The 22506-nt window shown below is 57.9% G+C and carries 18 protein-coding genes and 1 pseudogene; 11 read left to right on the top strand and 8 right to left on the bottom strand.

All coding sequences use genetic code 11. From position 1 onward, the window contains the following. Positions 1-78 precede the first annotated feature (78 nt). The 3 genes from ACX80N_RS16810 to ACX80N_RS16800 all read right to left on the bottom strand — a co-directional run bounded on the left by ACX80N_RS16810 (position 79) and on the right by ACX80N_RS16800 (position 2551). On the bottom strand, positions 79-501 hold the full coding sequence (locus ACX80N_RS16810; protein WP_459340296.1) for a hypothetical protein: 423 nt from the start codon (positions 499-501) through the stop codon (positions 79-81). A 410-nt stretch (positions 502-911) separates the two neighbouring features. Further along, positions 912-1535, bottom strand: a complete 624-nt coding sequence (locus ACX80N_RS16805; RefSeq protein WP_459340295.1) for a hypothetical protein — start codon at positions 1533-1535, stop codon at positions 912-914. Positions 1536-2110: 575 nt separating this feature from the next. Then, positions 2111-2551: a hypothetical protein gene (locus ACX80N_RS16800; protein ID WP_459340294.1), complete on the bottom strand. Its 441-nt coding sequence runs from the start codon at positions 2549-2551 to the stop codon at positions 2111-2113. 311 nt (positions 2552-2862) lie between these two features. Here ACX80N_RS16800 and ACX80N_RS16795 point away from each other — a divergent pair, with 311 nt between their 5' ends. After that, entirely contained in the window at positions 2863-3933 is a 1071-nt protein-coding gene (locus ACX80N_RS16795) for a hypothetical protein (RefSeq protein ID WP_459340293.1), read from the top strand. 69 nt (positions 3934-4002) lie between these two features. On the opposite strand, the gene ACX80N_RS16790 is transcribed toward ACX80N_RS16795, so the two are convergent. Continuing rightward, a complete protein-coding gene (locus ACX80N_RS16790) occupies positions 4003-4623 on the bottom strand; it encodes a recombinase family protein (RefSeq protein WP_459340292.1) in 621 nt (206 codons plus the stop codon). Positions 4624-4969: 346 nt separating this feature from the next. Between ACX80N_RS16790 and ACX80N_RS16785 the strand changes: the two genes are divergently transcribed. From ACX80N_RS16785 to ACX80N_RS16775, 3 genes are all read left to right on the top strand, one after another. Then, complete coding sequence (locus tag ACX80N_RS16785) at positions 4970-5533, top strand: trypco2 family protein (RefSeq protein ID WP_459340291.1); 564 nt, start codon at positions 4970-4972, stop codon at positions 5531-5533. A gap of 2 nt (positions 5534-5535) precedes the next feature. Beyond that, on the top strand, positions 5536-8649 hold the full coding sequence (locus tag ACX80N_RS16780; RefSeq protein ID WP_459340336.1) for a hypothetical protein: 3114 nt from the start codon (positions 5536-5538) through the stop codon (positions 8647-8649). A gap of 419 nt (positions 8650-9068) precedes the next feature. Beyond that, positions 9069-9326: an integrase core domain-containing protein gene (locus ACX80N_RS16775; protein ID WP_459340290.1), complete on the top strand. Its 258-nt coding sequence runs from the start codon at positions 9069-9071 to the stop codon at positions 9324-9326. Here the strand turns inward: ACX80N_RS16775 and ACX80N_RS16770 are convergent. After that, a pseudogene (locus ACX80N_RS16770) lies at positions 9321-9996 on the bottom strand (ISL3 family transposase); the annotation flags it as partial. The gene ACX80N_RS16775 and the pseudogene ACX80N_RS16770 sit on opposite strands and share 6 nt — an antisense overlap. 65 nt (positions 9997-10061) lie before the next feature. On the opposite strand from ACX80N_RS16770, the gene ACX80N_RS16765 reads away from it, so the two are divergent. The 4 genes from ACX80N_RS16765 to ACX80N_RS16750 all read left to right on the top strand — a co-directional run bounded on the left by ACX80N_RS16765 (position 10062) and on the right by ACX80N_RS16750 (position 14836). After that, positions 10062-10460 (top strand): hypothetical protein, encoded by a 399-nt coding sequence (locus ACX80N_RS16765; RefSeq protein WP_459340289.1) that lies wholly within the window; start codon positions 10062-10064, stop codon positions 10458-10460. Further along, positions 10460-11632 carry a hypothetical protein gene (locus ACX80N_RS16760; RefSeq protein ID WP_459340288.1) on the top strand — a complete coding sequence of 391 codons (1173 nt, stop codon included), beginning with the start codon at positions 10460-10462 and terminating at the stop codon, positions 11630-11632. The genes ACX80N_RS16765 and ACX80N_RS16760 overlap by 1 nt, the downstream gene beginning before the upstream one ends. A 401-nt stretch (positions 11633-12033) precedes the next feature. After that, entirely contained in the window at positions 12034-13083 is a 1050-nt protein-coding gene (locus tag ACX80N_RS16755; protein WP_459340287.1) for a PDDEXK nuclease domain-containing protein, read from the top strand. A 391-nt stretch (positions 13084-13474) separates the two neighbouring features. After that, positions 13475-14836 (top strand): GTPase, encoded by a 1362-nt coding sequence (locus ACX80N_RS16750; protein ID WP_459340286.1) that lies wholly within the window; start codon positions 13475-13477, stop codon positions 14834-14836. Positions 14837-14859: 23 nt separating this feature from the next. Here the strand turns inward: ACX80N_RS16750 and ACX80N_RS16745 are convergent, their stop codons facing one another. Continuing rightward, a complete protein-coding gene (locus ACX80N_RS16745) occupies positions 14860-15390 on the bottom strand; it encodes an RNA polymerase sigma factor (protein ID WP_459340285.1) in 531 nt (176 codons plus the stop codon). Positions 15391-15497: 107 nt separating this feature from the next. Here ACX80N_RS16745 and ACX80N_RS16740 point away from each other — a divergent pair, with 107 nt between their 5' ends. The 3 genes from ACX80N_RS16740 to ACX80N_RS16730 all read left to right on the top strand — a co-directional run bounded on the left by ACX80N_RS16740 (position 15498) and on the right by ACX80N_RS16730 (position 19866). Continuing rightward, the gene (locus ACX80N_RS16740) at positions 15498-15797 is read left to right on the top strand and encodes a hypothetical protein (protein WP_459340284.1); all 300 of its coding nucleotides are present in this window, start codon (positions 15498-15500) and stop codon (positions 15795-15797) included. Beyond that, entirely contained in the window at positions 15790-17622 is a 1833-nt protein-coding gene (locus tag ACX80N_RS16735; RefSeq protein ID WP_459340283.1) for a Rab family GTPase, read from the top strand. Before ACX80N_RS16740 ends, ACX80N_RS16735 begins: the two co-directional genes overlap by 8 nt. A gap of 384 nt (positions 17623-18006) precedes the next feature. Next, the gene (locus ACX80N_RS16730; protein ID WP_459340282.1) at positions 18007-19866 is read left to right on the top strand and encodes an Hsp70 family protein; all 1860 of its coding nucleotides are present in this window, start codon (positions 18007-18009) and stop codon (positions 19864-19866) included. Positions 19867-20025: 159 nt separating this feature from the next. Here the strand turns inward: ACX80N_RS16730 and ACX80N_RS16725 are convergent, their stop codons facing one another. After that, positions 20026-21264: a S1C family serine protease gene (locus tag ACX80N_RS16725; RefSeq protein WP_459340281.1), complete on the bottom strand. Its 1239-nt coding sequence runs from the start codon at positions 21262-21264 to the stop codon at positions 20026-20028. Positions 21265-21527: 263 nt separating this feature from the next. Further along, positions 21528-21968 carry a hypothetical protein gene (locus ACX80N_RS16720; protein WP_459340280.1) on the bottom strand — a complete coding sequence of 147 codons (441 nt, stop codon included), beginning with the start codon at positions 21966-21968 and terminating at the stop codon, positions 21528-21530. Positions 21969-22506 lie beyond the last annotated feature (538 nt).

The following is a 22506-nucleotide window of genomic DNA, read 5'->3' as shown; positions in this document are numbered from 1 at the left end:
CAAGTGGCTAAACTAGATGACCCGCGCGTTCTCGTGCCGACTGGCCGCCGCAATGCGTTCGAACAGTAGTCGTGGCAATCAGCACCAAGTGTGTTGGTATGTTGTATCGATTGTGCGAATTTGACTGTCCGGTGTAAAACGTAGCACGCCGTGATCATTTTCTTTTTCAAAAGTGAATTCTTGATTTCGTAGCGGACTGTAGGCATTGTCAGCTTTCCAGGAGCTTGTTCTTGCGAATACACCTGGTAGCAGTTGCGAGTACGCTCTGCCTTCTGCGCGGGCGAGAAGCGAAATCTCTTGAATGACGACTGAACAACTTTCGTCGTTAGACGCGGTAATTTGGCTATACCTTGAGGAAGAAATCAGGTCGCCTGCAAGGGTGTAAGTCACTCCTGCAACAATAACCACAAGCGAAATCATGGACGCGACAAATTTTCTGCTTGAGGAATGTTTTGCATTTATCGAGGCGACATTTTCTCTTTCAAGAAATTTAGTGGCCATGTATAAGAGCATGCTCGTAGCAGAGACGTGCCAAGCAGGAAATATCCAGTCTGCAATAGAAAAGGCGACGCCAAACCACGTGAGTATCAGAAATGTGCCTGCCAATACGTGAAAAATAAGGAGGAGAGGGGTGGTCACTTTCTGTGAAAGCAAGCCCCTAAGCCGGATTGACATAATATTCTCGTCCAATAAATCTAAGGTTCAAATTTAGTCCTAAAGCCTGTCTTGTGTTTTCTGCAGTCCATGGACGGACAGTTGGCAGACTCGTGCCATGGGGTTTAAATTGAAGCCGCTAGCTGTGCCCGATAACCAATGCTTTACCGGGCGGTGATCCTCACGATGCTTTCGGCGCAGGTCAGTACGAGGCGCTCACAGATGCTGATCCCGCGATGGGCCTCCCTTACAGGTGACTACGACGCAGGTGAGTCCAGTAGTTGCGCGGCCAAGTCGACCAGACGCTCCTGCAAAACTTGGTCCGGTTTGACATTGCCTACCGATTGGACGGACGTAAGCAGATTTTCGTCACGGGCGTTGATCGAGAGCGTGTATTGGACATTGTCGGACCCAAGCTGCTGTGTCACCAAGACCGCATAGGACTCATCTCCGATCGGACTCTGAGGAAGTTCGTCGATCGTGGTGGTGGCGGCTGCTGTAATGAAGGATGCGCACTGCTGGAGTAGTTCACGGGTGCTGGTGAAGTCTTCACCAGCAGTGGCGGGGGAGGAAGTTTCGAGCAGTCCAGCTGAGAGAACTGTGCCCAGGTCGTCGGCCATTCCCGTGCCCGCGGAGCCTTCGCCTGCAAGCTGATTCACCGAGCCCATGTTCCTCGCAGCAATGTCCTTGCACTGCGCGGGGTCGACGTTAGTCCCTATTGCCGCTTGCGCGGATTGGTAGCCCGCGAGAGTGTCACCGGGCCGGGTGAGATAGAGGTTGTTTCCCTTGACGTCTGTGAGAGCGGAGATGCGACGTTCTATGTCTGATTCACCATCGTTGCCCGAAGAATCGACGCGGTCTGAGCCCTCGTCCACGGACACGCTGGAAGTGTCACTGTTGGGTTCGGCGGATTCCACAGGGCTGTTAGTGCACCCCGTGAGTAACGTGGCGGCCAGAACGACGTAGGACAGCGCAAGTGATGTTTTGATACTAGATCCCCCTTCAGCCGCAAAGTTCTTCACGGGTGAAACAAGGTTACTGGTTCACTCGACAACCTTGGCCCATCAATTCAACACCACCTCTCGCAATGGGGTGGGCTGCGTCCTTCCCGCATGAGCGGTTCGAAGGTGCCAAATGATGTTCGTAAGCCGGTCGCTTACCGCGACGCCAATGACCGGGTCGGTGCTGGGCGGCTTAACCTACTGGCGCTTGATCGGTGCAATTCCCGTATGCCCCGCCCGAGAAAATGCCCGGTGATGGTGCCCTAACTGCAACACGATCTTGCAGCGGTCCGGCCGGATCACTACCTGCGGACAAGTGGTGGCACAGACGACCGTTCAGGAGCCAGCTTTTCTGCACCACTCGGATGTGACTTTTCCCTATCGTGGCGGTTTTTTGAAGACTGACTGGCGGGGTAGGTACGTCAATGCCGCCTCATGGACGGTTCGAGGGATCCCTACTCGGAATCGGCGGCAATAGTTGGCTCCTGCGCGCGTCGGTACCTGCGCACCTGCACGACGAGCCAGATAGTGCCGATCACCGGCAGCAGCGGGAAAAGGTACTCTCCAGTGCCCACGGTGGCCCAGATCGTCAGCATCCAGAAGAGCGCTGTGAACACAGCCCAGCTGATCACGGCCCACCGGCTCGGCGGTGGGGCTGGAGGTGCGTCGCCCCGCTTTCGGGCTTCACTGAGTTCGTTGGCAGCGGCGAGGGACAGCGGGATGAAGATCGCGAGAAAGAGTGATGTGCTGATCGTGCTTCGCCAGATGGGTGTCAGCTCGAGCGCGTCCATCGCGAAGCTGAGACCCGTGCGGATGAGGACCACCCAGACCACCGCCGCGACGATGAGACGTGTACGCGCTGGGTAGGCGGGTTTAGTGTTCACGGGCTCGGTCACTCGCCTAGCCAATCACAGCTTGCAGTTCCTGATCACCGAAGGTCGTCCCAACAAAGGATCCGTTAACGTGACGGGCCGACGGCTGCGATCTCGGGTGGGGGGCCCCACGCTTGCGGCGGTTCTTGCTCACGCTTTGTGTCTTATCAATGTGTCGCACCTCGATAATTCTCAACAACGAAGGAGCGGGCCTTTGCTGAACGTGAGGAGAGCATGGGGTGCTCATCGTGCTGTGGCGCGATAGGGGTAGAGCGTCTTGCTTGTGGACTCTCTGTATTTCTCTGATCGGGCGTTTCCGGTGAGGACACCGTTGTATGGACGAGATGTTGGTTCTGCTGCGTGTGATACTCAGGCGCATGGGTACATGGGGAACCGGCATTTTCGCCAGCGACGACGCGGCTGATGTCCGGCAAGAGTTCAGGGATTTGATCGGTGGGGGAGCGACCGCGGAGGAAGCCTCGACGCGGATCATCAACCAGTACTGCATCGGCGGTGGGGCGGGAGCCGAGGTGGAGGACAACGTCGACAACGTCGATGTCTTCCTGGCCCTGGCGGCAGTGCAGCACCAGACCGGTCATGTGGTGCCGCGAATCATCGACCTGGCGCTGCAGAAGATTGAGGCCCCAGAGCAGGACCTCGAACGGTTCGAGGAGCCATCTGACCGGAAAGCCCGTGTGAAGGTTTTGCAGCGATTTGGTGAGAAGCTGCGTGAGCCTGCGCCGGCGCCGAAGGTGATCCGCCCAAAACGGTTGTCCACCACTGATTTGCTGCTGGGTCAGCATTTAGTCGTGACCGACCCCGAGACTGGGGCGCGACTCTTGCTACGGGTTTCAGAGTTTCACGAGGATGCGGGCGGAAGGACCCCGGTGGTCCTGATCCTTGATTGGAACGGGGACGATAGCGTGTTGCCGTATGCGGATTTAATGCGGCCGATCAAGACCCGTTGGGGGCAGCAGGTATTGGGCTCGATCGTGTTCGGGCGGAAGCCTAAGGAGCAACACCTGCAACTGCTCGATGTTCGGATCCATCCCATGCCGTACCCGCGGATAATCGTCATCCCTGAATTTCACTGGCAAGAGACCAGTGCTAGGTGGCAGCGCAGCACCCACTTTTGCCACCACTGGAACCGATTGTTTGAGCATGTCGACTGGGCCCTGGATGAGGTGCCTGCTTCGATGGCCGCATATCGGGCATCAAGGACCGCTTTGAACGGCTCCGCCGCTGACTCCCTAGCGGTGGGTGCCGCATTAGCTGACCCCGTCAGAGCTGAGCCTGACACCCAGGCGGAGGTCTCCGACCAGGTGAAGACCGCAGCTTCTGAGAGCACCGGAATCGCCAGCCGCTTCAATCGCATCAGTGCACTGTTTCGACGGGAAAGGTCTTAGGCCTCCCACACCTGCTGCCGAATTTCTGCCGGACAACCAACAAGTCGACAGGACGTATCTGCCGAGGTTCTAGTGCGCTGCGGCGTCCGAGTGGGTGGTGATCCATTGTCGGGCGTCGAGGTGCGCGATACGCCGGTACAGGGTTGCCCGAGACATGCCCAGATCACGGGCGACATGGGATGCGGGCTGGCCCTGTTCGATGAGCCGGCGGGCATTGGCAATCTGGCTGTCGGAGAAGACGGGGCGGCGGCCGCCGAGATCCAGGCCGGCGTTCCGGCGTTTGGTATTGGAGTCGTTAACACGTTCGCGCTTGATCTCCAACTCCATCTGAGCCAAGGCTGCCATCACGGTGAAGACCATGGACCCCATCGGCGTGCCGGTGTCGACATTCCCGCCACCGAGGTTCAGCACCCGGAGGTTCACCTTCTGCGCTCGGAGCTCGTCGGCCAAGGCCAGCATGTTCGACGTCGATCGCCCGAGCCGGTCGAGGGTCGTGACGATCAGGGTGTCACCCTCCTGCAAAGCGCCGAGCGCCTTGGTGAACTGCGGCCGTCGCGCATGAGCGCCACTGACCCCATGGTCGACATATAGGTCGTCGCGGCGGACGCCCGCGGAGAGCAGGTCCGCGACTTGTCGGTCCGTGTCCTGCGCACGCGTCGACACCCTGGCATACCCGATCAGCTTGCCCATGCCACTCCTTCACGCCGGTATGGCCACAAAAGTGTCTTGCAACCAATGCTTCTGTCACAATTTCGCGCCATAGCTTATGAGGCATGGTATCAAGACAGAGGAGGAGCAGTAGTTGCGGGGGAGTGGTGGTGTCTCGCCCGGATGTCTTGTAACCGATCGTTTGCAAGACAGCAGGACGAGACATTGCACCCGGCACCGAACCTCACTCGTGCCACTTCGTGGCATGGGGGCCTGCGCCGCGAACAGGGTCCGTCTCGCGGATTGAAGCACTGACGGAGGACCGCTGTTCGTGTGCTTCTATGGACCGCCGTCTGGAATCGGTCATGACAACCAGCAGAGCCAACGCATGGCATCGTTCATGGACCTCCTTCATCGCATCTACTTGCCGGTGGAGCACGCTCCCCGCAGCGCACAACCTTTTGATATCCCTGCGTACCAGGCAAGCGGGTCGACCCTGTCCACTGGGGTCTGCTTGGAGGAACATAGTGCCATTCGTTACGGCCGCCGGGTACGTGGCGGGTTCGATCTGAATCTAAGTGAGTGGGGTGGCGAAATGGACAAGGTAGTGGTCGGGCTCGCTGATGCGATTGAAGCGCTGCGCGGAGAACTGTTGACAGCGGCAGTGGCGGGTGAGGATCAGGCGATGCGGTTCTCTGTCGAACCGGTGGAGCTGACGGTGCAGGTTGCCGTGACCAAGGATGCGAACGGGAAAGTGGGATGGACCATCTTTGGGGCTGGCGGTGGGTATGAACACGTCACCACGCAGACGCTGACATTGCGTCTGGCACCGCTGTGGCAGTGCGATGACGGGACATTGACGTCCGACTTCGCCATCTCTTCTCGGGTGTCTCCCGGCGAGGTCATCGGCCCGCGCCGCGGCAGGTCCGGTCCGAAGCCTGAGGGAGGGTGACCATGGCCGGTGCTGGTCAGATGGGCGTGGAGCGGGACCGTGTTGTTGCGGTGACGGCTACCTGGGCCGATGGGTCGCCGGAAATCGGTGCCGGCTATCTGGTGACGGGTCGGCTGGTTCTGACTGCCGGGCATTGCATCCGGGACAAGAAGTCTGGGAACCCGGCGGTTCGGATCGAGGTGACGCGGGCCAGCGATGGAGTGAGTGCACTTGGCGGCGCGGTGACGGTCTGCCCGGAACTGGACGTGGCAGTGATCACACTGGGAGATGATGCACCGTGGGAGGCGGAACTGTCGAGTGTGGTTTTCGCCCGTGTTCACCGTAACCGGTCCGGGATGTTGGAGGACTGCCAAGCGATCGGCTTCCCGTTGTTCCAGCGCGACGCCGAAGGCCGGGCAACGTCCGAAGTTCACGGAACGCTCTACCAGACCGACGGTGCGGAGTCGGGTCAGCTGCTGATACGGGATCCGAGAATCATCCCCGGTCTCGTGTCTGCTCCAAGCACCCTCAAAATACTGAGTTCCCAGGTGGGTCGTTCCTCGCCGTGGGGCGGATTCTCAGGCGCGACGCTTTTCCACCACGGCCTGGCCATCGGGGTCGTTATTGAACACAACCCCGCCCAAGGGGGCTCGGCCCTGCGCGCGATTGCCTTCGACACCATCATCCACACCGCGGCTAATGACCCGGAGGCCAACAGAATCGTGGGCGCGCTCGGGCTCCCCAAGCAGAACGATCTTGTCTGGGCGACCGCAGAATCGGTGGAACCACTGACAGGGTTGGTGGAACGGCTCACCAACGGCGACCTGCCCTTGATTCAGGACCTGAACCCTTACCTGGCCGGTGCCACCGAATCCACATATGGAACCAGGGAAAACGCCGGAACCGCCGACCCCTATGTGCCGCGCACCTACCAGGACGTGGACGCGCGGCTCAGGGCGGCACTGGTACCGGGGCGGATGGTGCTGCTGGTCGGCCCCTCCAAGGCCGGCAAGACCCGCACCGCCTTCGAAGCCATCAGAACCTCCTGGCCCCAGACCAGGCTGCTGATACCAGCCCCCAAGTCCCTGGCCACCGTCGCGAAACACCCCCGGATACGCTCGAGCACCGATGCGATCGTGCTCTGGCTTAATGACTTGCAAAGGTACCTGACAGGAATCAGTGAGCCGTTGACCCCTGCCCTGCTCACCGCCCTGCTGTCGCGGCCCGGGAACACTGTCGTGGTGGCCACCCTGCGGAGCGAAGAACGGGCCCGCTTGCTCAACCGCGACGACGAGCTCACGCGCGAGGCCCGCCGGGTACTGGAGGAAGCCACTCAGGTGGAGCTCCGCCCGACCAGCGATAACCCGGACGAGCAGGAAGCCGCCCGCACAGCCTATCCCAGGCAGGACCTAGGCATGTACGGGCTGGCCGAGCAACTCGCGGGTGCCCCGTACCTGCTTATGCAATACCGGGACGCCCTCCGCGCAGACCCGCTGCTGCATGTGGTCATACAGACAGCGATCGATTGGATCCGCGTCGGCATGCCAGACCCTATTTCCGAGGCAGACTTGGCTGAGCTGGCCCTAAGTTCTTTGTTCGCATACCGGCCCGATTTGGATCCCTCACGTAAGGAGATTCGTAAGAGCATCATGGCAGCCAGGACTCCCCCAGAGGATGCAGGCCGAGTCGCCGCACTCGCCACCGTCGGATTGCCCGACCGGACCAGAGGCTACCTTGCTTTTTCCTACCTCGTCTCCAGCGACGACGGCCAGACCGATGAAGCTCGGCCAATTCCTGACAACTTCTGGCCAGCGGTATTGGACCGTGCCGACCCTGCCGCAGCCTACGCCATAGGCGAAGCGGCCTACATCCGTGGCAATCGCCCTACCGCCCTCCAGGCTCTGGAGCAAGCCGCAAAGGGGGGCTTAGCAGAGGGCATGAATGGCATCGGAGTACTTCTGGCAGAGCAGGAAGACCCTGATCTCAGTGCGGCTCTAACCTGGTACGAGAAAGCTATTAGATCAGGAAGCACAACTGCCTTGTATAACCTAGGGAACCTGCTAGCGGACCAGCTGAACCCGCCGAACGTCGAACTTGCACGCAAATCATGGGAACTGGCAAGTCTTTCGGGTAACACTAGCGCGCAATACAACCTCGGGAACCTGCTGGTCACCAGGCTCAACCCTCCAGATGTCGAAGGCGCACGACGCTGGTGGGAACAGGCCGCCGACGCAGGCCACACCCTTGCCGCGTACAACCTAGGAAACCTCCACGCGACCAGGCTGAACCCTCCGGACCTCGAAGGCGCCCGCGGGTGGTACGAACAGGCCGCCCAAGCAGGAAACACTGATTCCATGATCAACCTGGGGAGCCTGGTCCTGCCACGCCTCGACCCTCCGGACCTCGAAGGCGCCTACAGTTGGCTCAAGCAGGCTGCCAAGGCCGGACGCACCGAAGCCATGATCAATCTTGGAATCCTGCTACTGAAAAACATGAACTCCCCGGCCCCGGATGAAGCCCGCAATTGGTTCGAGCAGGCTGCCCAAGCCGGAAACAGCGATGCCATGGTCAGCCTCGGGGCTTTGCTGGAGGAGCGCGTCGAACCGCCGGACATAGAGTCTGCCCGCCGTTGGTATGAGAAAGCAGCGCAAGCGGGCAACTCAGCTGGTGCCTTCAACCTGGGCCTTCTAATCGCAACACAGGATTACCCCCCCGACTTAGAAAAAGTACATCAATGGTGGGAACAAGCGGCACGGGCTGGAGATGCACGAGCGGCATTCAATCTCGGTCACCTGCTGGCTGAGCAAAAGGACCCCCCAGACGTTCACATGGCTCTCAAATGGTATAAACTTGCTGCCGAAGCAGGAGTTACCGAAGCGATGTACAATCTCGGGCTAATCCTTGAAGACGCACTTGAAAAACCAGACGTGGAAGGCGCTCGATACTGGTACGAAAAAGCCGCCACAGCTGGAAACAGCGAGGCGATGATGAACCTCGGTATCCTATTGGTAAATCGGATAAACCCGCCGGATGTAGGAACTGCGCGCTTCTGGTTGGAAAAGAGCAGCATGGCTGGCAACAAGAAAGCTATGAACAACCTCACTATTCTTTTGAAGCGCTGGCCAGACTCTAATTGATTGCTGTGACGTCGACCCCGGCATGATATCGATCTCCAACGTTACGGTTACGACAAATAGCAAACGACTAACGAAGATCGCCTACAACGTTTTCCGCCGCCCGGGCAAGCGTACACTCGGTACAAACGATCAGGCGGCCCGAGGAGGTGGCACACTGCCAGCCGACTACATCGCTGTAGGTCTCGCTGTGGTGGCACAGCACCGCGACTACGGCGCAGCAGGACCGAGATTGAACCGCGACGATGGGATGGAACGCTAGATAGCGCTCAGCGAAGGGGCGGTCCCTACCGATGGTAGAAACCGCCCCTCATGCGTTTCTGTTCACACGTTGATCTTGGGGGTCGCGAGCTGACGTCCGGCCCGATCCAATCGTTCAACCTTCCGTCGAAGCTGCATGGCGAGCCCGCCATCCCCGGATCTTGCCTTCCAACCGTGTCTGGCGGCGCATCAGACCTGCCACGCCCCGCCTCAACGGCAAGGTCGAGCGTTCACACCGGATCGACTCCGAGGAGTTCTACCGCCTCCTCGAGGGACAGGTCATCAACGACGTGAACCTCTTCCAGGACCGCCCGCAGCAACGGGAAGACCACTACAACTACGATCGACCACACGGAGCCCTCGCCGGAAGCACACCCTACGAACGACTCAGGCAGAAAACCCTAGATCCGCTGTCATAAGCCTCCGTCAAGTGCACATAGGTAGGGTCCCAAGCCGCCTGATTCGAGCAAAGATCGGCTGATGTAGTGGGTGAGGTTTCGGAAGCCGAGGGCTGATCCGCGTAGGTGCTCGAGCCGCCCGTTGATGGCTTCGGTGGGCCCGTTGCTGGTGCCAGGCCGGTCGAAGAACGCGAGGCCTGCGGATCTCGACCAGGGCCGCGGGGACGTTGGTAGTCACGGAGTTGATCACGGCCTGCATCATCTCCTTCCCCTTCTTTTTGTCGGGTTCTCGGTACGCGGCGACGATCCGCTGATAGATCCCCCACGTCGCTTTGACCTCAAGGCGTTGTTCCTCGGCGAAGACGGCACCCAGCCGGGTCTGCTGCTTCTCGGTGAGCAGACCGGCACCGGTATGCAAAGTCGGCCGAGCCCGATAGAGGGGGTCACCGGAGCGGCCACGGTGACCGGTCGTGGTCTGCTGAACACGCTGCCGGCACCGGTCCAACCCGTTCCCGGCGAGGCGGACAACATGGAAAGGATCCATCACCGGAACAGCGTCGGGGAGCTCCTCCGTGATGGCGGTCTTGAACCCGGCGAACCCATCCATCGCCACGACTTCTACCCCGTCCCGCCACGCCTGTGGTCGGTCGGCGAGCCAGTCCTTGAAGATTTGTTTGGAGCGTCCTTCGACCTTGACATCTGCTGGCCGCCGGAGCACGCTTACAGCGAATTCTTACCGGCAGAACAGGGTGAGTCATGATGGACGAAGATGTCATACCGTTTCGTTGGCTAACGGCGGAATCCTTGGTCCCTTACACGTCCAGGGCACTAATCGAGGCCGGAGCGGAGCTGCAATCTGACTCACCGGAGCCTATGCCGGATGAGATTGATTCGAACGAGGATGATGCTGGATTCGAGCCTATGATCCTGATCGCAGGCGCTGCTGCCGTCGCCTTGCTTGCCAGAACAGTGGCGAGGATAATTCAGGATCACCGCCACGGCGGGGTGGTGATTGACCTCAGAGATGGCGATCTCACCGTTCGTGAGAGAGTCCGCGGCGTCGATGCCGGCACTGTGGTTGTCGTCGATGCAAGTGGTGCCCAGATGATAAGTTCCCCCGACGAGGGAGCAGTTCTTAAGCTGCTTAAGATTTGATGCATGCCACTCTGAACCGGGTCTCTCTCGTCACAGAGATTGATACTCCACATGTACCGCCAGATCTACGATACTTCCATAATCCGGCCAACTTTGACAGTGCTTTATCACGTGTCCTTTTCCATGAGGCGACACACTACTGGCAACAATTAAGTTCACTCTGGTTGCTTTTGATGGCTACAGAGGACTGGGTTCGTCTGCACTATTATCACGAAACCGGAAAGCTTGATGGCCCAACTACTATCCGCTCGGAATATAAACGTCACGACCCTTCATTGGGTTTCTCCATTCACGACCTTATTGAGTGCACAAGCCGCTACTGGGATGTCCAGTCCGTAGGGCCCCACAATCTGATCGAGGCTGAGCTCGCGCGAGGACGGATCCTAAGCCCAGACCTTCAATCGGAGTACGAGGCGACGATTGCAAACGGCATGTTCAGGGCGCCGAACGACGACTATTCTTCAGCTACGGTATCGCTTGCAATGCGCATAGTTGGGGGTTCCTACGCCCGCCCCTACACCCTGCTTGAAAAACGGTTAGGCGACTTCACCATTTTCCTGTTCCCGCTGCTCTCGCACTGGGCGTTACAGACGCGCCATCCCTTATTGATGTTTCAGCATTTCGAAAAGCAGGCAGCAGAGGAAATAAGGTTTATCTATCAACTAAGGAAGTTGCGTCGTCTTTGGCGGCGGGATGAAAGTATTCAAGTCTTGGATATGCAGGAACATCAAAAAAGCCTTTACTTGATGCTTCACCCTGCAATTGCTAAAAGGGCCAAGGCAGTGGGCAATCCTCTCCGTCCCGCCGTAGACACCTTTCCCCATTTGACTTACATTCACGAACACCCCATCTATGCCTGGTCATTTTCTTGGCTTAAAGAACTTGGGCGAGTGGCTGAAGCCGAAGGGAAGGAAAGCGATGTAAATCGGTACTACCATAAACGGAATGAGGCGCGTGCTTGGGCTATCTCCGATAGGATGCTAGCGCTTCCCGGCGGGAACCGGTCGCTGTTGTATCATTTTGTTCAACCCCCTGTATACCGCTTCAAGGACGATAAGACCTGGTTTACCGGGGTTGAGCCAGCAGACGAGGACAATCTCCGTGTTGCTTCAATGTGCATTGAGATCCACAACGATTGGGAAGCTTTTCGGCAAGCCAGCCGGGGATATTGAAAATTAGAAACGGCGCTGGGATCCGACTTCTAATCTTGCTTCTACACGACTGAGTCGAGTCCCCAAACAGAACGCCTTAAGCAGGTCGCTTTCCGGTCCACTCCTATGCGCCGATAATTTAGCTTCTGTAACCCCTTCGCTGGCTGCATCGTGAAGAGCCGCCCGCGACGCATCCTAGTTGTCTGAAGGACACCCACCCGCATCTAAGAACAAGCTCCCAGCGGTCGAGTACGGATACACAGAAGCACAGATCCACTGCACCGCTATCTCCTGATTGCGCCACAGGCTGCGTCGCTATGGAGCGATCATCCTGCTCATCGGTAGCCTCGTTTGGCAGCGTTGCCACCGCTGGCTTTGAGTGATGTGGAATAGACACTGGTAGGTCCAACTAGGGTGGTTTTATGCCCCAGCTCGAGCCGGATCTTCCGGGAGACTATGCCGCCACTCTCACGGCCCTGACCGTGCTGGTGAGGGAAGCCCAGCACCGCACGCAGCGCGTCGTGAATACCGCGATGATTGAGCTGTATTGGAACATTGGGCGGTCCATTCTGGACCGGCAGGCAGACGAACCCTGGGGGAGTAGGGTTCTTGACCGCCTAGCGAAGGACCTGAAGTCGGAGTTCCCCCACATGAAGGGCTTCTCCCGGACGAACCTGTACAACATGCGTGCCTTCGCCGCTGCATGGGACGGCGCCGAACCAATTGTCCAGACACCGTCTGGACAATTGAGCTGGAGCCATAATGTCACCCTCCTGAACAAGGTTGACGACCACGACCTCCGCACTTGGTACGCCTCCCGCGCCGCCCAGCACGGCTGGTCAGTGGCCGTCCTCGAGCACCAAATCCTCACCAACCTCCATGCCCGGGCCGGCGCGGCACCTAACAACCTCGAGGCACGATTACCCGGTGTCGGTACGAATCTGGCGCGGGAAGTCGCAAAGGATCCTCTGGTGCTCGACTTCCTCGGCCTAACGGAGGAAGCCCAAGAACACGCCATCGAAGAAGCCCTGACCCTCCGGATGGCCCAAACACTGGCAGAGTTCGGGCCTGGTTTTGCCTTCGTCGGCCGTCAGCACCACCTGAATATCGACGGAGACGACTTTTACATCGACCTCCTGCTCTACCACGTCCCCTCCGACCGCTACGTGGTCGTGGAACTCAAAGCAGGCAAGTTCAAACCGGAGAACCTGGGACAACTCAACTTCTACGTCGCAGCCGTCAACGACATCCTGCGACTCCCACGGCAAGCACCCACCGTAGGGATCCTCGTTTGCGGATCGAAAAGTGAACGAGTCGTGCGCTACGCCCTCGAAGGATCCGCCCAACCCTTGGCCGTGACGTCCTACACCTACGAGGCACTTCCAGCCGATGAACAAGCCACTTTGCCGTCACCAGCCGCCATCACCGCTGCACTCGAGCATGAGAGACACTCAAACGACGCTGACAGCTGAGACCTTCGACCCTGCGGACCAACCCCACCATGATGCAAAGAATGATGCATCGAGAGGTTGTCCTAGGACCTGCAAAAGCTCCTCTTCGAGGTGCCACAAAATCGTCGATAATTAAGCTTTTGTCAGGTGCAGAATCCGTGCTATGGAGTCGCGTCGAGTCAGCCGTTTTCGTCGGGACGATAGAGAAACGCAGCTATCGCGTCTCTGCTCACTGACTGCAGGGGTTGAGCTCGCGGTCGCTTTGTCATGGGAACTTTCAGGCTTGGTTCTGCATCTAATGATGCATCAGCGTTGTGGTGCTTGAGCCGGGATGCTGTCATAGGACAGGCGGGAAGTGGCGACTATGTCCCTTAGAAGCGACAGCAGCCTTCGGTGTGCTGCGGAGCACTTGTTGGATCAGGTTGAGGATGTCACGCGGGCAGCAGGGCAGGAGGTCGTTGATGATTTTCGGCGCTTGCTGAACCGGCCACCGACCGTTGCCCTGGCTGGCAGGGTAAATGCTGGTAAGTCGACATTGGTGAACAGCCTGATAGGTAAAAGGATGGCACCCACTTCGGCTCAGGAAGCGACCGAGTTGCTTTCGTTCTATACGTATGGTGAGCCTGCCCGCGCCGAAGCCCTGCTGGCCGACGGGGGTGTCGTGGAGGTACCGCTCTCGAATTCTGGGCCCGCTTTGAATAACACTCCAGTCGCAGATGTTGGCTACCTTCGTATATTCCTACAGTCTGCGGCACTTCGGGAGTTCACGATTTTAGACACCCCTGGTTTAGGTTCTACGGTCACCGTTAACTCCAAGCGTACAGAATCGGGATTGCTCGCTGGCGACGGGACAGCATCCTCACCAGATGTGCTCCTCTATCTCGTGAAGGACAAGTTCCGGCCAGATGATGAGGCATTCATTCACAGCTTCCGCGCAAGCGACCCAGGGCTGAAACCATCTCGTCCCGTGATAGGCCTTCTGTCTCATTCAGATAATTTTGGAGCGGGTCCTTGGGACCCGGCAGATCCAATCGAACGAGCAAGGGAAGCCGCTGTAGTTGTTGCCACGGCCCATCCCCAGCTTGCTGATGTCATTCCTGTCTCTGGGTTACTCGCTGAAACAGTTCGGACAGGTGAACTGACGGAGGAGGACGTTCGGAATTTGCGCGTTTTGAGGAATTTGGACGACACCATCGTTCAATTTGCTCAGCATCTGGGCCCTCCTGGCGGCTTGAGCCAAGAGCAGTACCACCGCCTGGTTCAGCTTGTGGGCGGCTATGGGATCAGATACGGACGGGACCATTGTCATTCATCCCCAGAACTTGCGAGGTGGCTGCTGGAAAGATCGGGGTTGACCCAACTGGAGCGGGCCCTAGTGGAGTTCGTCTCAGGTCCCGCCGAACAAGCCAAGGTCCTTGCCGTGCTTACGGGTCTAGGACAAGCTGCCCTTAGTCGGTCGTGGGGGCAAGAAGCACGAACATTAGTTGAAGCAGCAGTTCATGCCCCGGAGTTTCATCGGCTGAAGGAGTGGGTGGCACTGGACCTCCTGCGGGAGGCAGCACCACACCATGAGCTGGTGACCGTACTTGAGCAGCTTACTGTTTCCGGCAGTTGGCCTACTGCATTGACTCCTGAAGTTCCTGACGCCGAAGGCTATCTGAAGCTGGCGGCTCGCTACCAGGCGATGGTGGCATCAGCATCGACCGGAGCCGAGGCACAAGCAGCACGGGTGATCTGCCGGTCATTGTTCATTCGTTCGACAGCATTAGCGTGAGGTGGGCTGTGACTTTCTCTCGATCACAAGGCGCCTCTCGATGCTGCCGCCTCAAGCGCCCGTCGGGCACGGCTGATGCGGGTCTTGACGGTAGGCACGCCAATACCCTGATGCTCCGCGATTTGAGCGTAGGTAAAATCACAAAGTTCACGAAGAACGAGGGCAACTCTGAACTCTTCCGGGATGGCTTTGAGGGCTTGCTGAATGACGTCAGCAGCGGCGAGCTGCTCAGCAAAGTCTCGTTCGACGGCCAGGTTCTCAGGTACTTCGATGTCGGTTGCTCGTCTCGAACGCACGATGGCCAGAGCCGCGTTGGATGCTATTCGGTAAACCCATGTCCCGAATCCTGCGTCCCCCCGGAACTTTTCCAGGTTGCGCCAAGCAGCGAGGAGGGTGTCCTGAAGAGCATCTTCCGCGTCATAGGTGTTTCCTGTGACACGCAGGCACACAGACCAAAGCATTGCCCGGTGCTGTTCGACCAGAGCCTCGAAGGCTTTGCCATCACCGCTCTTTGCAGCTGCCAGCAGGGCAGATTGGGGTGGGATCACAGTCATCAAGCGCCCCCGCTAGTAGTTCGGGCAGCAAAACCTGGAGTAAGCGTAAGACCTTGGCGTAAGATCAACCACCCCTAATGGAGGCAAAGATGAACCACGCTCAATCCTTGAAGGAACTGCTGCTTCTTCCTGAGGGCCCGCCGGAGGGAGTGTGGCAGGCAGCTTTGGATTTCGCGCTCACGAATGCCGACGATTCACGGGACGACTCCGTGATGGGTGGGATCAGTGTCGACAGTGCACGCGAGTCCGAGGCGGATTTGGACGGCGGTACTGAGGACGATGACTTCACGCCATTGGATCAGGTAGGTGAGGACGATCTTGGACCGTCTGCTCATGGGACCAGCGAGGGAGTTGGCGCGGGCTTCAACCCCGACGATGTGAGTGGGGCAGGGGAGGACTATGGCTAACAACGTCCACCTAGATGCCGCCACTGATGCCGCAAGAGCTGTCCTGTCCACCTCCACCCGTTCGCTTCGAACCGCAGGTTATGCGGCTCTAGCGGATCGCATAATTCACCAAGCGACCCACTGTGAGCCGACACCGGTTGTCGTGTTCGTTGGTGAGAGTGGCAGGGGCAAAAGCAGCCTTGTTGAAGTTTTGGCGCCAGCCCTTGACGGCAGACCAGTTGATTCCGCTGGGCAGCAGGGACTTTACCGGCTGGCGGTGCCGCCTCGTGAAGGGGAGCCTGACTTAGTCTGGATTTACGCGGACGGTACCCGATCCGAGATCGAACTTCAGGATATGGACCCCGTAGGGTTCCAGTTCAAAGCTGCTTCCCAACTGGGGGAGGTGATTTTGCTCGATGCTCCGAGCACCGGTGGTCTCACCGGATCGCAGTCCCAGCTTAATATCAAGCTGCTGGAGGGTGCGTCCGTTGTAGTTTTTGTAACGGATGCCGGCGCCGTTCTTTCTACCGCGGAATTGGCTTATCTACAACAGTGTGCAGACCAGGTCGAACGGGTGGGGATGGTCGTGACCAAAACTGACTTGTATCCGGGCTCATGGCAGAACGTAGTGGCCGGCAATGCGGCTTTGCTACGCGCCTGGATCCCCAGATTGTCCGACTCGTTTGTTGTTGGCGTTTCAACGATGACTATGAGGGCTGCCAGACTCACACCAGATCCCGAAATGAAAAGCACCCTTCTCGAAGCGTCCGCAATGCCTCAACTTACTCAAAAAGTCAAACAGGAACTGGCGAAGGCAGACTCGTCGGGCCTCGCGAATGCACTTCGACTAGCTCAGAGCGGCTTAGAGGCCCACCAGAAAACGCTACTTGCTCGCCTTGCCGCCTTAAAGGGACCTGCAGTGACGCAACAAAGCATAATGGCAGAGCAGAAGAGACTTTCCGAGTTGAAAGATCAACAGCAACGTTGGACTCTTGATTTGGACCGGGACCTATCGGGCCTACGCGCATCCCTCCTGGCTGAGACGCGAAGGAAACTGGAACGTTGGGAAGCCGAGTGGCGGGAAAAAGTCAAGACGACGAAGTCCCTGCGAGATGCGAAAATCACGGAGAAAATAACCCGCGAAATTTTCGCTCAGTTACAAATGCTCCGGTCCGACATCGTGGAGGGCGCAGAAGAACAGTTTCAGGGTCTGATTGAGCGCCTTTTTCATGACGTATCGGTTCCTACTGCCCTTGAGGAAATACTGGAGGGAAGGGCTGAACCTCAGTACGACCATAAGCTGGATAATGAGTCACCAACTCCCTCTTTCGATCCCACAATGGTCATGACACTTGTCATGGGTTCGAGCATGGGCAGTACGTTGTCTGGCCTTCTCGGAGGCGCCGGCCTTTTTGGAACCGCTGTCACGGTCAGCGCCCTAGCTCCTCCTCTTGCAATCCTCGGCGCGGGCGGGTGGTTTGTGGCGAACAAGCTTTACCGCCACAACCTGCAGGAAAGGAACCGGTTCCTCAGCGAGATCCCACGACTCGCTCAAGCCGAACGTGCTGTCATATCAGAGCATTTGGACGACAGACTCCGTGCGCTGAAACCTGAAATTGTGGTCGCGTACCGAACCGAACTTCAAGCGTCCCTGACTCATCTTCAGCAGTTGCTTCACCAAACTATGGAGCATGAAAACCTCTCAGCCCAGTCAACTCACAAGCATATCGAAGACCTGCGCAGGGAGCTAGCGATAGTTCAAAAGCAAATCCTGGCTATCGAAGATGCTCTTGCCCGGCTGAAAGATGTTGACAGCGCTCAACAGTTGCCTCCGACGGGCCGTTAGCGCGGTGGAAGGAGAACGGTCGTGCCCATGGGTACTCTCGATGCACCAACCCGAAAGTTGTTGCACGAAGCGGAGGACCTCGGTGGTGGGCAGTGGTTCCAGCAGTGGCGCCGATGTTGCAACGACCTCTCGGGCAGGGAGGGTGTTCGCTCCCGCGTACCAAGCGTCCAAAGGCCCGGCATGGCAGAAAGGCGTCTTCGATTTCGGGACTTATCCGACCGAGCGGTGCATAGTGGTCGGATGACAGTTCGTGCCCCGGCGATGGTTTGCCGGATCGCTAAGATTCTCCGGCCGGGATCGGTCTTCAGGGAGGCGAAGCCTGCCCGGTGGATGGTCGGTGTGTTCAAGGAAGAATAGTGAACCACAGCCTGGAAGGGAGTTGGCGTGACCGATTCAGGTTGGCGGTTGGCCATAGATTTTGGCACTTCGAACACTGCAGCTTCAGTAGCAGATGCAGATGGGAGAACACTGGCACTCAGGCTGGGTGCCCGCTCTGACGCGATCACTTCTGCCGTGGGCGTCTACAATGGAGAAATTCTGGCAGGAGACGCTGCGACGCAGGTCGCCGCAATAGTTCCCGCCGCATTCGAGCCTACGCCAAAGCGAAGGCTCGGTGAGGATGCAATTGTGTTGGGAGATGACGTCGTCAGCCCTGTCGATCTGGTGGCAGCCGTTCTGCGACACGTCCTCAACCAAGCTGTCCGCTATTTCGGTGGTAGTTCTCCTGCACAGGTCGTGCTCACCCACCCAGAGACTTGGGGCCCGTACATGACGCAACGATTGATGGCCTCCGCGGTTAGCGCCGGTATACCAGAGCAGCGCATCGTTCTGCTGTCAGAACCTGTAGCGGCGGCGTGGCACTACACAACAACATCGGCCATTCAGACAGAGGCGCACCTTGCGGTCTTAGATTTCGGCGGCGGCACCTGTGACGCGGCGGTATTGAAGCTTTCCGCGACAGAAACAGGACCATCATTCGAAGTCGTCGCATCAGGAGGAATAGATCCCCTGGGCGGAGACGATTTTGATGCACAGTTGGAGCAGTGGGTCTACGCACAGCTGGCAGCAGAGGGTAAAACAAGCATCTTGCAAGGCGTGGCCACTGATCGAGCAGCAGCGAACCGCACAGCACTTCGACATCAAGTACAGGAAGCGAAACATGCTCTCAGCTTCCATGGATCCGCCCCAATCGGAGTGAGGTCTGATGACGACGAATGGGTTTGCACCATCACCCGCCGGGAATTTGAACAGCTAGTCGAAGGTAACGTCGATCGTGCTGTGAAACTAGTGCAGAACGTTATCAGCCAGGCACTCCCATCGATGGACGATCTACACCGTGTATACCTCACCGGTGGGTCAAGCTACCTACCCGCCCTGCAATTCAAGCTGAGTGAGCTCCTTCCCCTAAAACTGGGTTTAATGGAGGACCCCAAACAAGTCACCAGCCTGGGCGCCCTTCAGGCTCCAGCGCCGAAAGACCTGCCCGATGGTTCAGGTGAGGGTCAGGCGCCCAAGGGCGGTGAGCTATCCAACGCAGGGAGTCATGCCGGAGCACCGAGCAGGTTGGTCGCCGATCCGAGCGGGTCGAGCCCCATGCAGAGCGCACAGTCCCCCGCTTCCGACGCTCAACGCTCTGAAAAGTCCAGGAAGAAGATAATTATTGGTGGAACTGCCGCCCTAGCAGTCGTTGTGGCTTCCATCGCAGCGATAAACGCCCAGACGGGCGGCGACTCCGGAACGGAACCTTCAGCAGCGGCGCAAGCATGTGACACCGACTCTCAAGCTAGCTTGTCCGCTGAGGAATGCAGTTTGCTGTACGAGTACGAACCACTGCCGTTCTTGCTGGCGCCGGAAAGCTGCAGACACAACCCGGACGCTCAAGGGGCGCAAACATCCATTGTTTGCGACCCGGCAACCAGCAGTGGATTCAGTCTTGCACTTCAACCCAGAATTTACGTGTACGGCTTTGGTTCTGCGGAAGCCCTTGAATCTTCCTTTCAAGCCGACATCGAGAACTCGGGGGCCGCGAAGGGTCCCGTGAATCAACCCCCAGCCTGGGAGAACTGGACCCTCGAGGGTGAAGACACAACTGCCCAAGGGCAATTATTGAGCTCGGCATCCCCAGACTTCAGTACTCTCCAATGGTCCGATGACAAGGCTCTAGTGAAAGTACGAGCTCAATCAGCCGCAACGATCGACATGCTGTACAGCTGGTGGCAACAAAAATGGAGACTTGGCCAATAGCAGGACCGTTGCGCGGGCCGGGCTCGTCCTAGTGAAAATCTAGTCACGCCCCTGAAAAGTGGGCCCGAACGTGACTCCCTTCTAGCACGCTGTCAGCCAGTACGTCCGAGGCAAAATGTGTCAGCTCGAAATGTATCGTTTGTTTCTAGAATCAGTCATTTAGTGCTTGCCCGGGGAAATGAAATTCACGTGAAACGGAGTGTCTAGTTGCGTGGAATCCCCAGAAAGCAGGTGCAGACCGTCCACTTCAGCAACAGTGCCGGGAAGGATAGACTGGGCAATCTCACACATTTCTGCCACGGTAGACGTAGACGTGCCTTGAATCTTGGTTATTAGCATGCCCACCTTGATACCCGCCTGCTGGGCAGTTGAACCCGGAGTTACCGCCTTGACATACAGCCCGCGGTCAATTCCCTTATATTCAAGCTGTATATCAAGCGCCGGACCTCGGTCGGGATCGAGCTCGGAGAAATACCCGGGATAGTATTCATCCGCCGCCCATCCCAAATCGTTTTGCGATTCCCCTCGCATCAGCTTGTCAACAATTTCCGACTTCGCCGAGTCAATCGAGATGGAGTAGAACTGCCCCTGCGCAGGTGCATTTGATGAGCCGAAGTTGGTAAGCGTATTTATCCCAACAACACGGCCGTGGTGGTCGAGTAAAGGCCCCCCGGAGTTTCCAAAGTTTATTGTCGCTCCGTGCTGAATCGTGTCCTTATACTCGGGACTCCCAGCGGGCCGAGCAGGGACCTTGGTTGCATTCACGAGTCCTGCGGTGATCACGAGCTTCTGTTCAGAGGGGTTATTCGTCAGGGTTCCAGGGAATCCTAGGACCGTGACAGAATCACCCGGTTTGACGTCTTCTGACCGAGCCAGGATGAGAGACTCCGCAGGTTCCGGCATAGCACTGAAGTGAACCACAGCAAGGTCTGTGCAAGGATCCGCCGCCACCACGTGCAAGGACGCCTTCTCGCCATTGTTGAAGCGACCCGAAATAGCAGTAAGTCCTTGAACCACATGTGCGTTGGTAACTGCATTCCCGCTTTTATCATCGATAACAAAGCCGGTACCCGTTCCAATAAAATCGTCGGCCCGGCGCCCCTCGATCGCGAAGACAGACTTCTCACCGATCGAGTACACCTGTTGCGGAGTTAGAGTAGCGGGATGATCCTCCCCGTGCGGCAACGGGTCGCCAACCTTGAGGTCACCCTCAACGTGATGCGGAACATCGGTAGCCGCTCCTGAAGGTTCAGCCGGATGACTAGCCGCATCGCTAGCTTCAGGTGTGTCCTCCTGGTTGGGCGCTTGAGTCCCTGAGCAGCCCGTTAGAAAAAACGCGGCCGCCGCCAACGATGCTGCCCAAGTGCCTAATATCGAGGTCTTCCTGGAAGGCTGCATTGCCATCTCCTGGTCATAGAGCGAACTAATTCCGGGGACATGGGCATCTCCGGTCGCGCCTGATGGCGCTGCGAGACCAGTTGTTTAATATCTAGAGCAGGCCGTGCGGCTGCACCTTGGCCATGATCATACGCTTGGTACACCGTGAACGACAGAGAAGATGTAGGCATGCAGAGAAGGCGACGTCATCTCCAACCCAACTGATTCCACGGATCTTGCAGCAGGTAAAGCCTCAGAGACAAGTAGCAGGTCAATCAAAAGATCTAAATGAGCAAGAAGGTGCGCGCTTGTGTTGCGGCGATCTGCTGTAGCGTGTTCGCATTAATGCCGTTGATTACAGTGTCCATCGCCACTGAATGTATGGTAGGTGCCGAGAAATTGGATGATATGCCGGGCCCACTATCTGTCTGTGAATCAGATGTGAACACGCCGTCTTCCTCGGGGTCACTTCCGAAAGCGTCATATACGTGGTTCTCATCAGAATCCACAGAGTACCCGTCGACAAATCCGTTTTGGCTGGTGTCGAAATAAAGTGTTTCGAAATAGCCGCTCTCATTAGCATCCAAGCCGTAACCGTCGATGATGCCGTCTCCACTGAGGTCGTAGAAGACGGTGTCGACGATGCCATTCCCGTTCGTATCCGACAACCCTACGTTTCCCAGTCCGTCACCATCCGTGTCAGTCCAAGCAGCCCAGTCAGTCATGATGATGCTTCCTTTCTTGATGATGCTAGCTTCTTACTTCTTGATACGTTAGATGCTCGGCAAGGTGGATAAGTTCCCACCGGCACCGAGAGGACTTCAACCGATAGGTTTAGTGGGCTGCGGGCCGTGGTTCCGCGCCGCGCCGACCTCCTTGCAGCCTCGCGTGGCGCTTGAGAGGGCCTCGGCAGTAGGTCGATGAGCTGCTGAGTGCGACCCTTCGACGTTGTCGCGGGATTTCGCCAGACCGCCCCTCGGTCCTAGGGACGATCAGCGGCATCAGCAGGCATCGCGCTTTCCCCGCTCAAACACCTTCACCGATGACATCGGTTTCCGACGGGACTATGAGTACCAGGATGACGATGGCGTCCATAGGAGTTCGTCCACCATGATCACGGACGCCCGCGAAGTCCTGAACTATCTGAAGAGCCGCGTCTAGCCTGTTGCATGGGCGAGTTCAGCCCAACCATGACTGGAGGGGTCAGCACGATGGCGGTTACGTATTCCCGTTGGTTGATCGCCGATAATTTATCTTATGTCA

The organism is Arthrobacter sp. MDT2-16, from assembly GCF_054510925.1.
Note: the sequence above shows the minus strand (reverse complement) of the source record. Positions and strands in the feature narration are given on the sequence as shown.

What these genes read in the sequence shown, in the direction of transcription:
- ACX80N_RS16810 (WP_459340296.1), bottom strand. Translation starts at nt 501, where the DNA reads ATGGCCACTAAATTTCTTGAAAGAGAAAATGTCGCCTCGATAAATGCA.
- ACX80N_RS16745 (WP_459340285.1), bottom strand. Translation starts at nt 15,390, where the DNA reads ATGACTGTGATCCCACCCCAATCTGCCCTGCTGGCAGCTGCAAAGAGC.
- ACX80N_RS16735 (WP_459340283.1), top strand. Translation starts at nt 15,790, where the DNA reads ATGGCTAACAACGTCCACCTAGATGCCGCCACTGATGCCGCAAGAGCT.
- ACX80N_RS16755 (WP_459340287.1), top strand. Translation starts at nt 12,034, where the DNA reads ATGCCCCAGCTCGAGCCGGATCTTCCGGGAGACTATGCCGCCACTCTC.
- ACX80N_RS16760 (WP_459340288.1), top strand. Translation starts at nt 10,460, where the DNA reads ATGCATGCCACTCTGAACCGGGTCTCTCTCGTCACAGAGATTGATACT.
- ACX80N_RS16785 (WP_459340291.1), top strand. Translation starts at nt 4,970, where the DNA reads ATGGCATCGTTCATGGACCTCCTTCATCGCATCTACTTGCCGGTGGAG.
- ACX80N_RS16790 (WP_459340292.1), bottom strand. Translation starts at nt 4,623, where the DNA reads ATGGGCAAGCTGATCGGGTATGCCAGGGTGTCGACGCGTGCGCAGGAC.
- ACX80N_RS16720 (WP_459340280.1), bottom strand. Translation starts at nt 21,968, where the DNA reads ATGACTGACTGGGCTGCTTGGACTGACACGGATGGTGACGGACTGGGA.
- ACX80N_RS16795 (WP_459340293.1), top strand. Translation starts at nt 2,863, where the DNA reads ATGGACGAGATGTTGGTTCTGCTGCGTGTGATACTCAGGCGCATGGGT.
- ACX80N_RS16765 (WP_459340289.1), top strand. Translation starts at nt 10,062, where the DNA reads ATGATGGACGAAGATGTCATACCGTTTCGTTGGCTAACGGCGGAATCC.
- ACX80N_RS16780 (WP_459340336.1), top strand. Translation starts at nt 5,536, where the DNA reads ATGGCCGGTGCTGGTCAGATGGGCGTGGAGCGGGACCGTGTTGTTGCG.
- ACX80N_RS16725 (WP_459340281.1), bottom strand. Translation starts at nt 21,264, where the DNA reads ATGCAGCCTTCCAGGAAGACCTCGATATTAGGCACTTGGGCAGCATCG.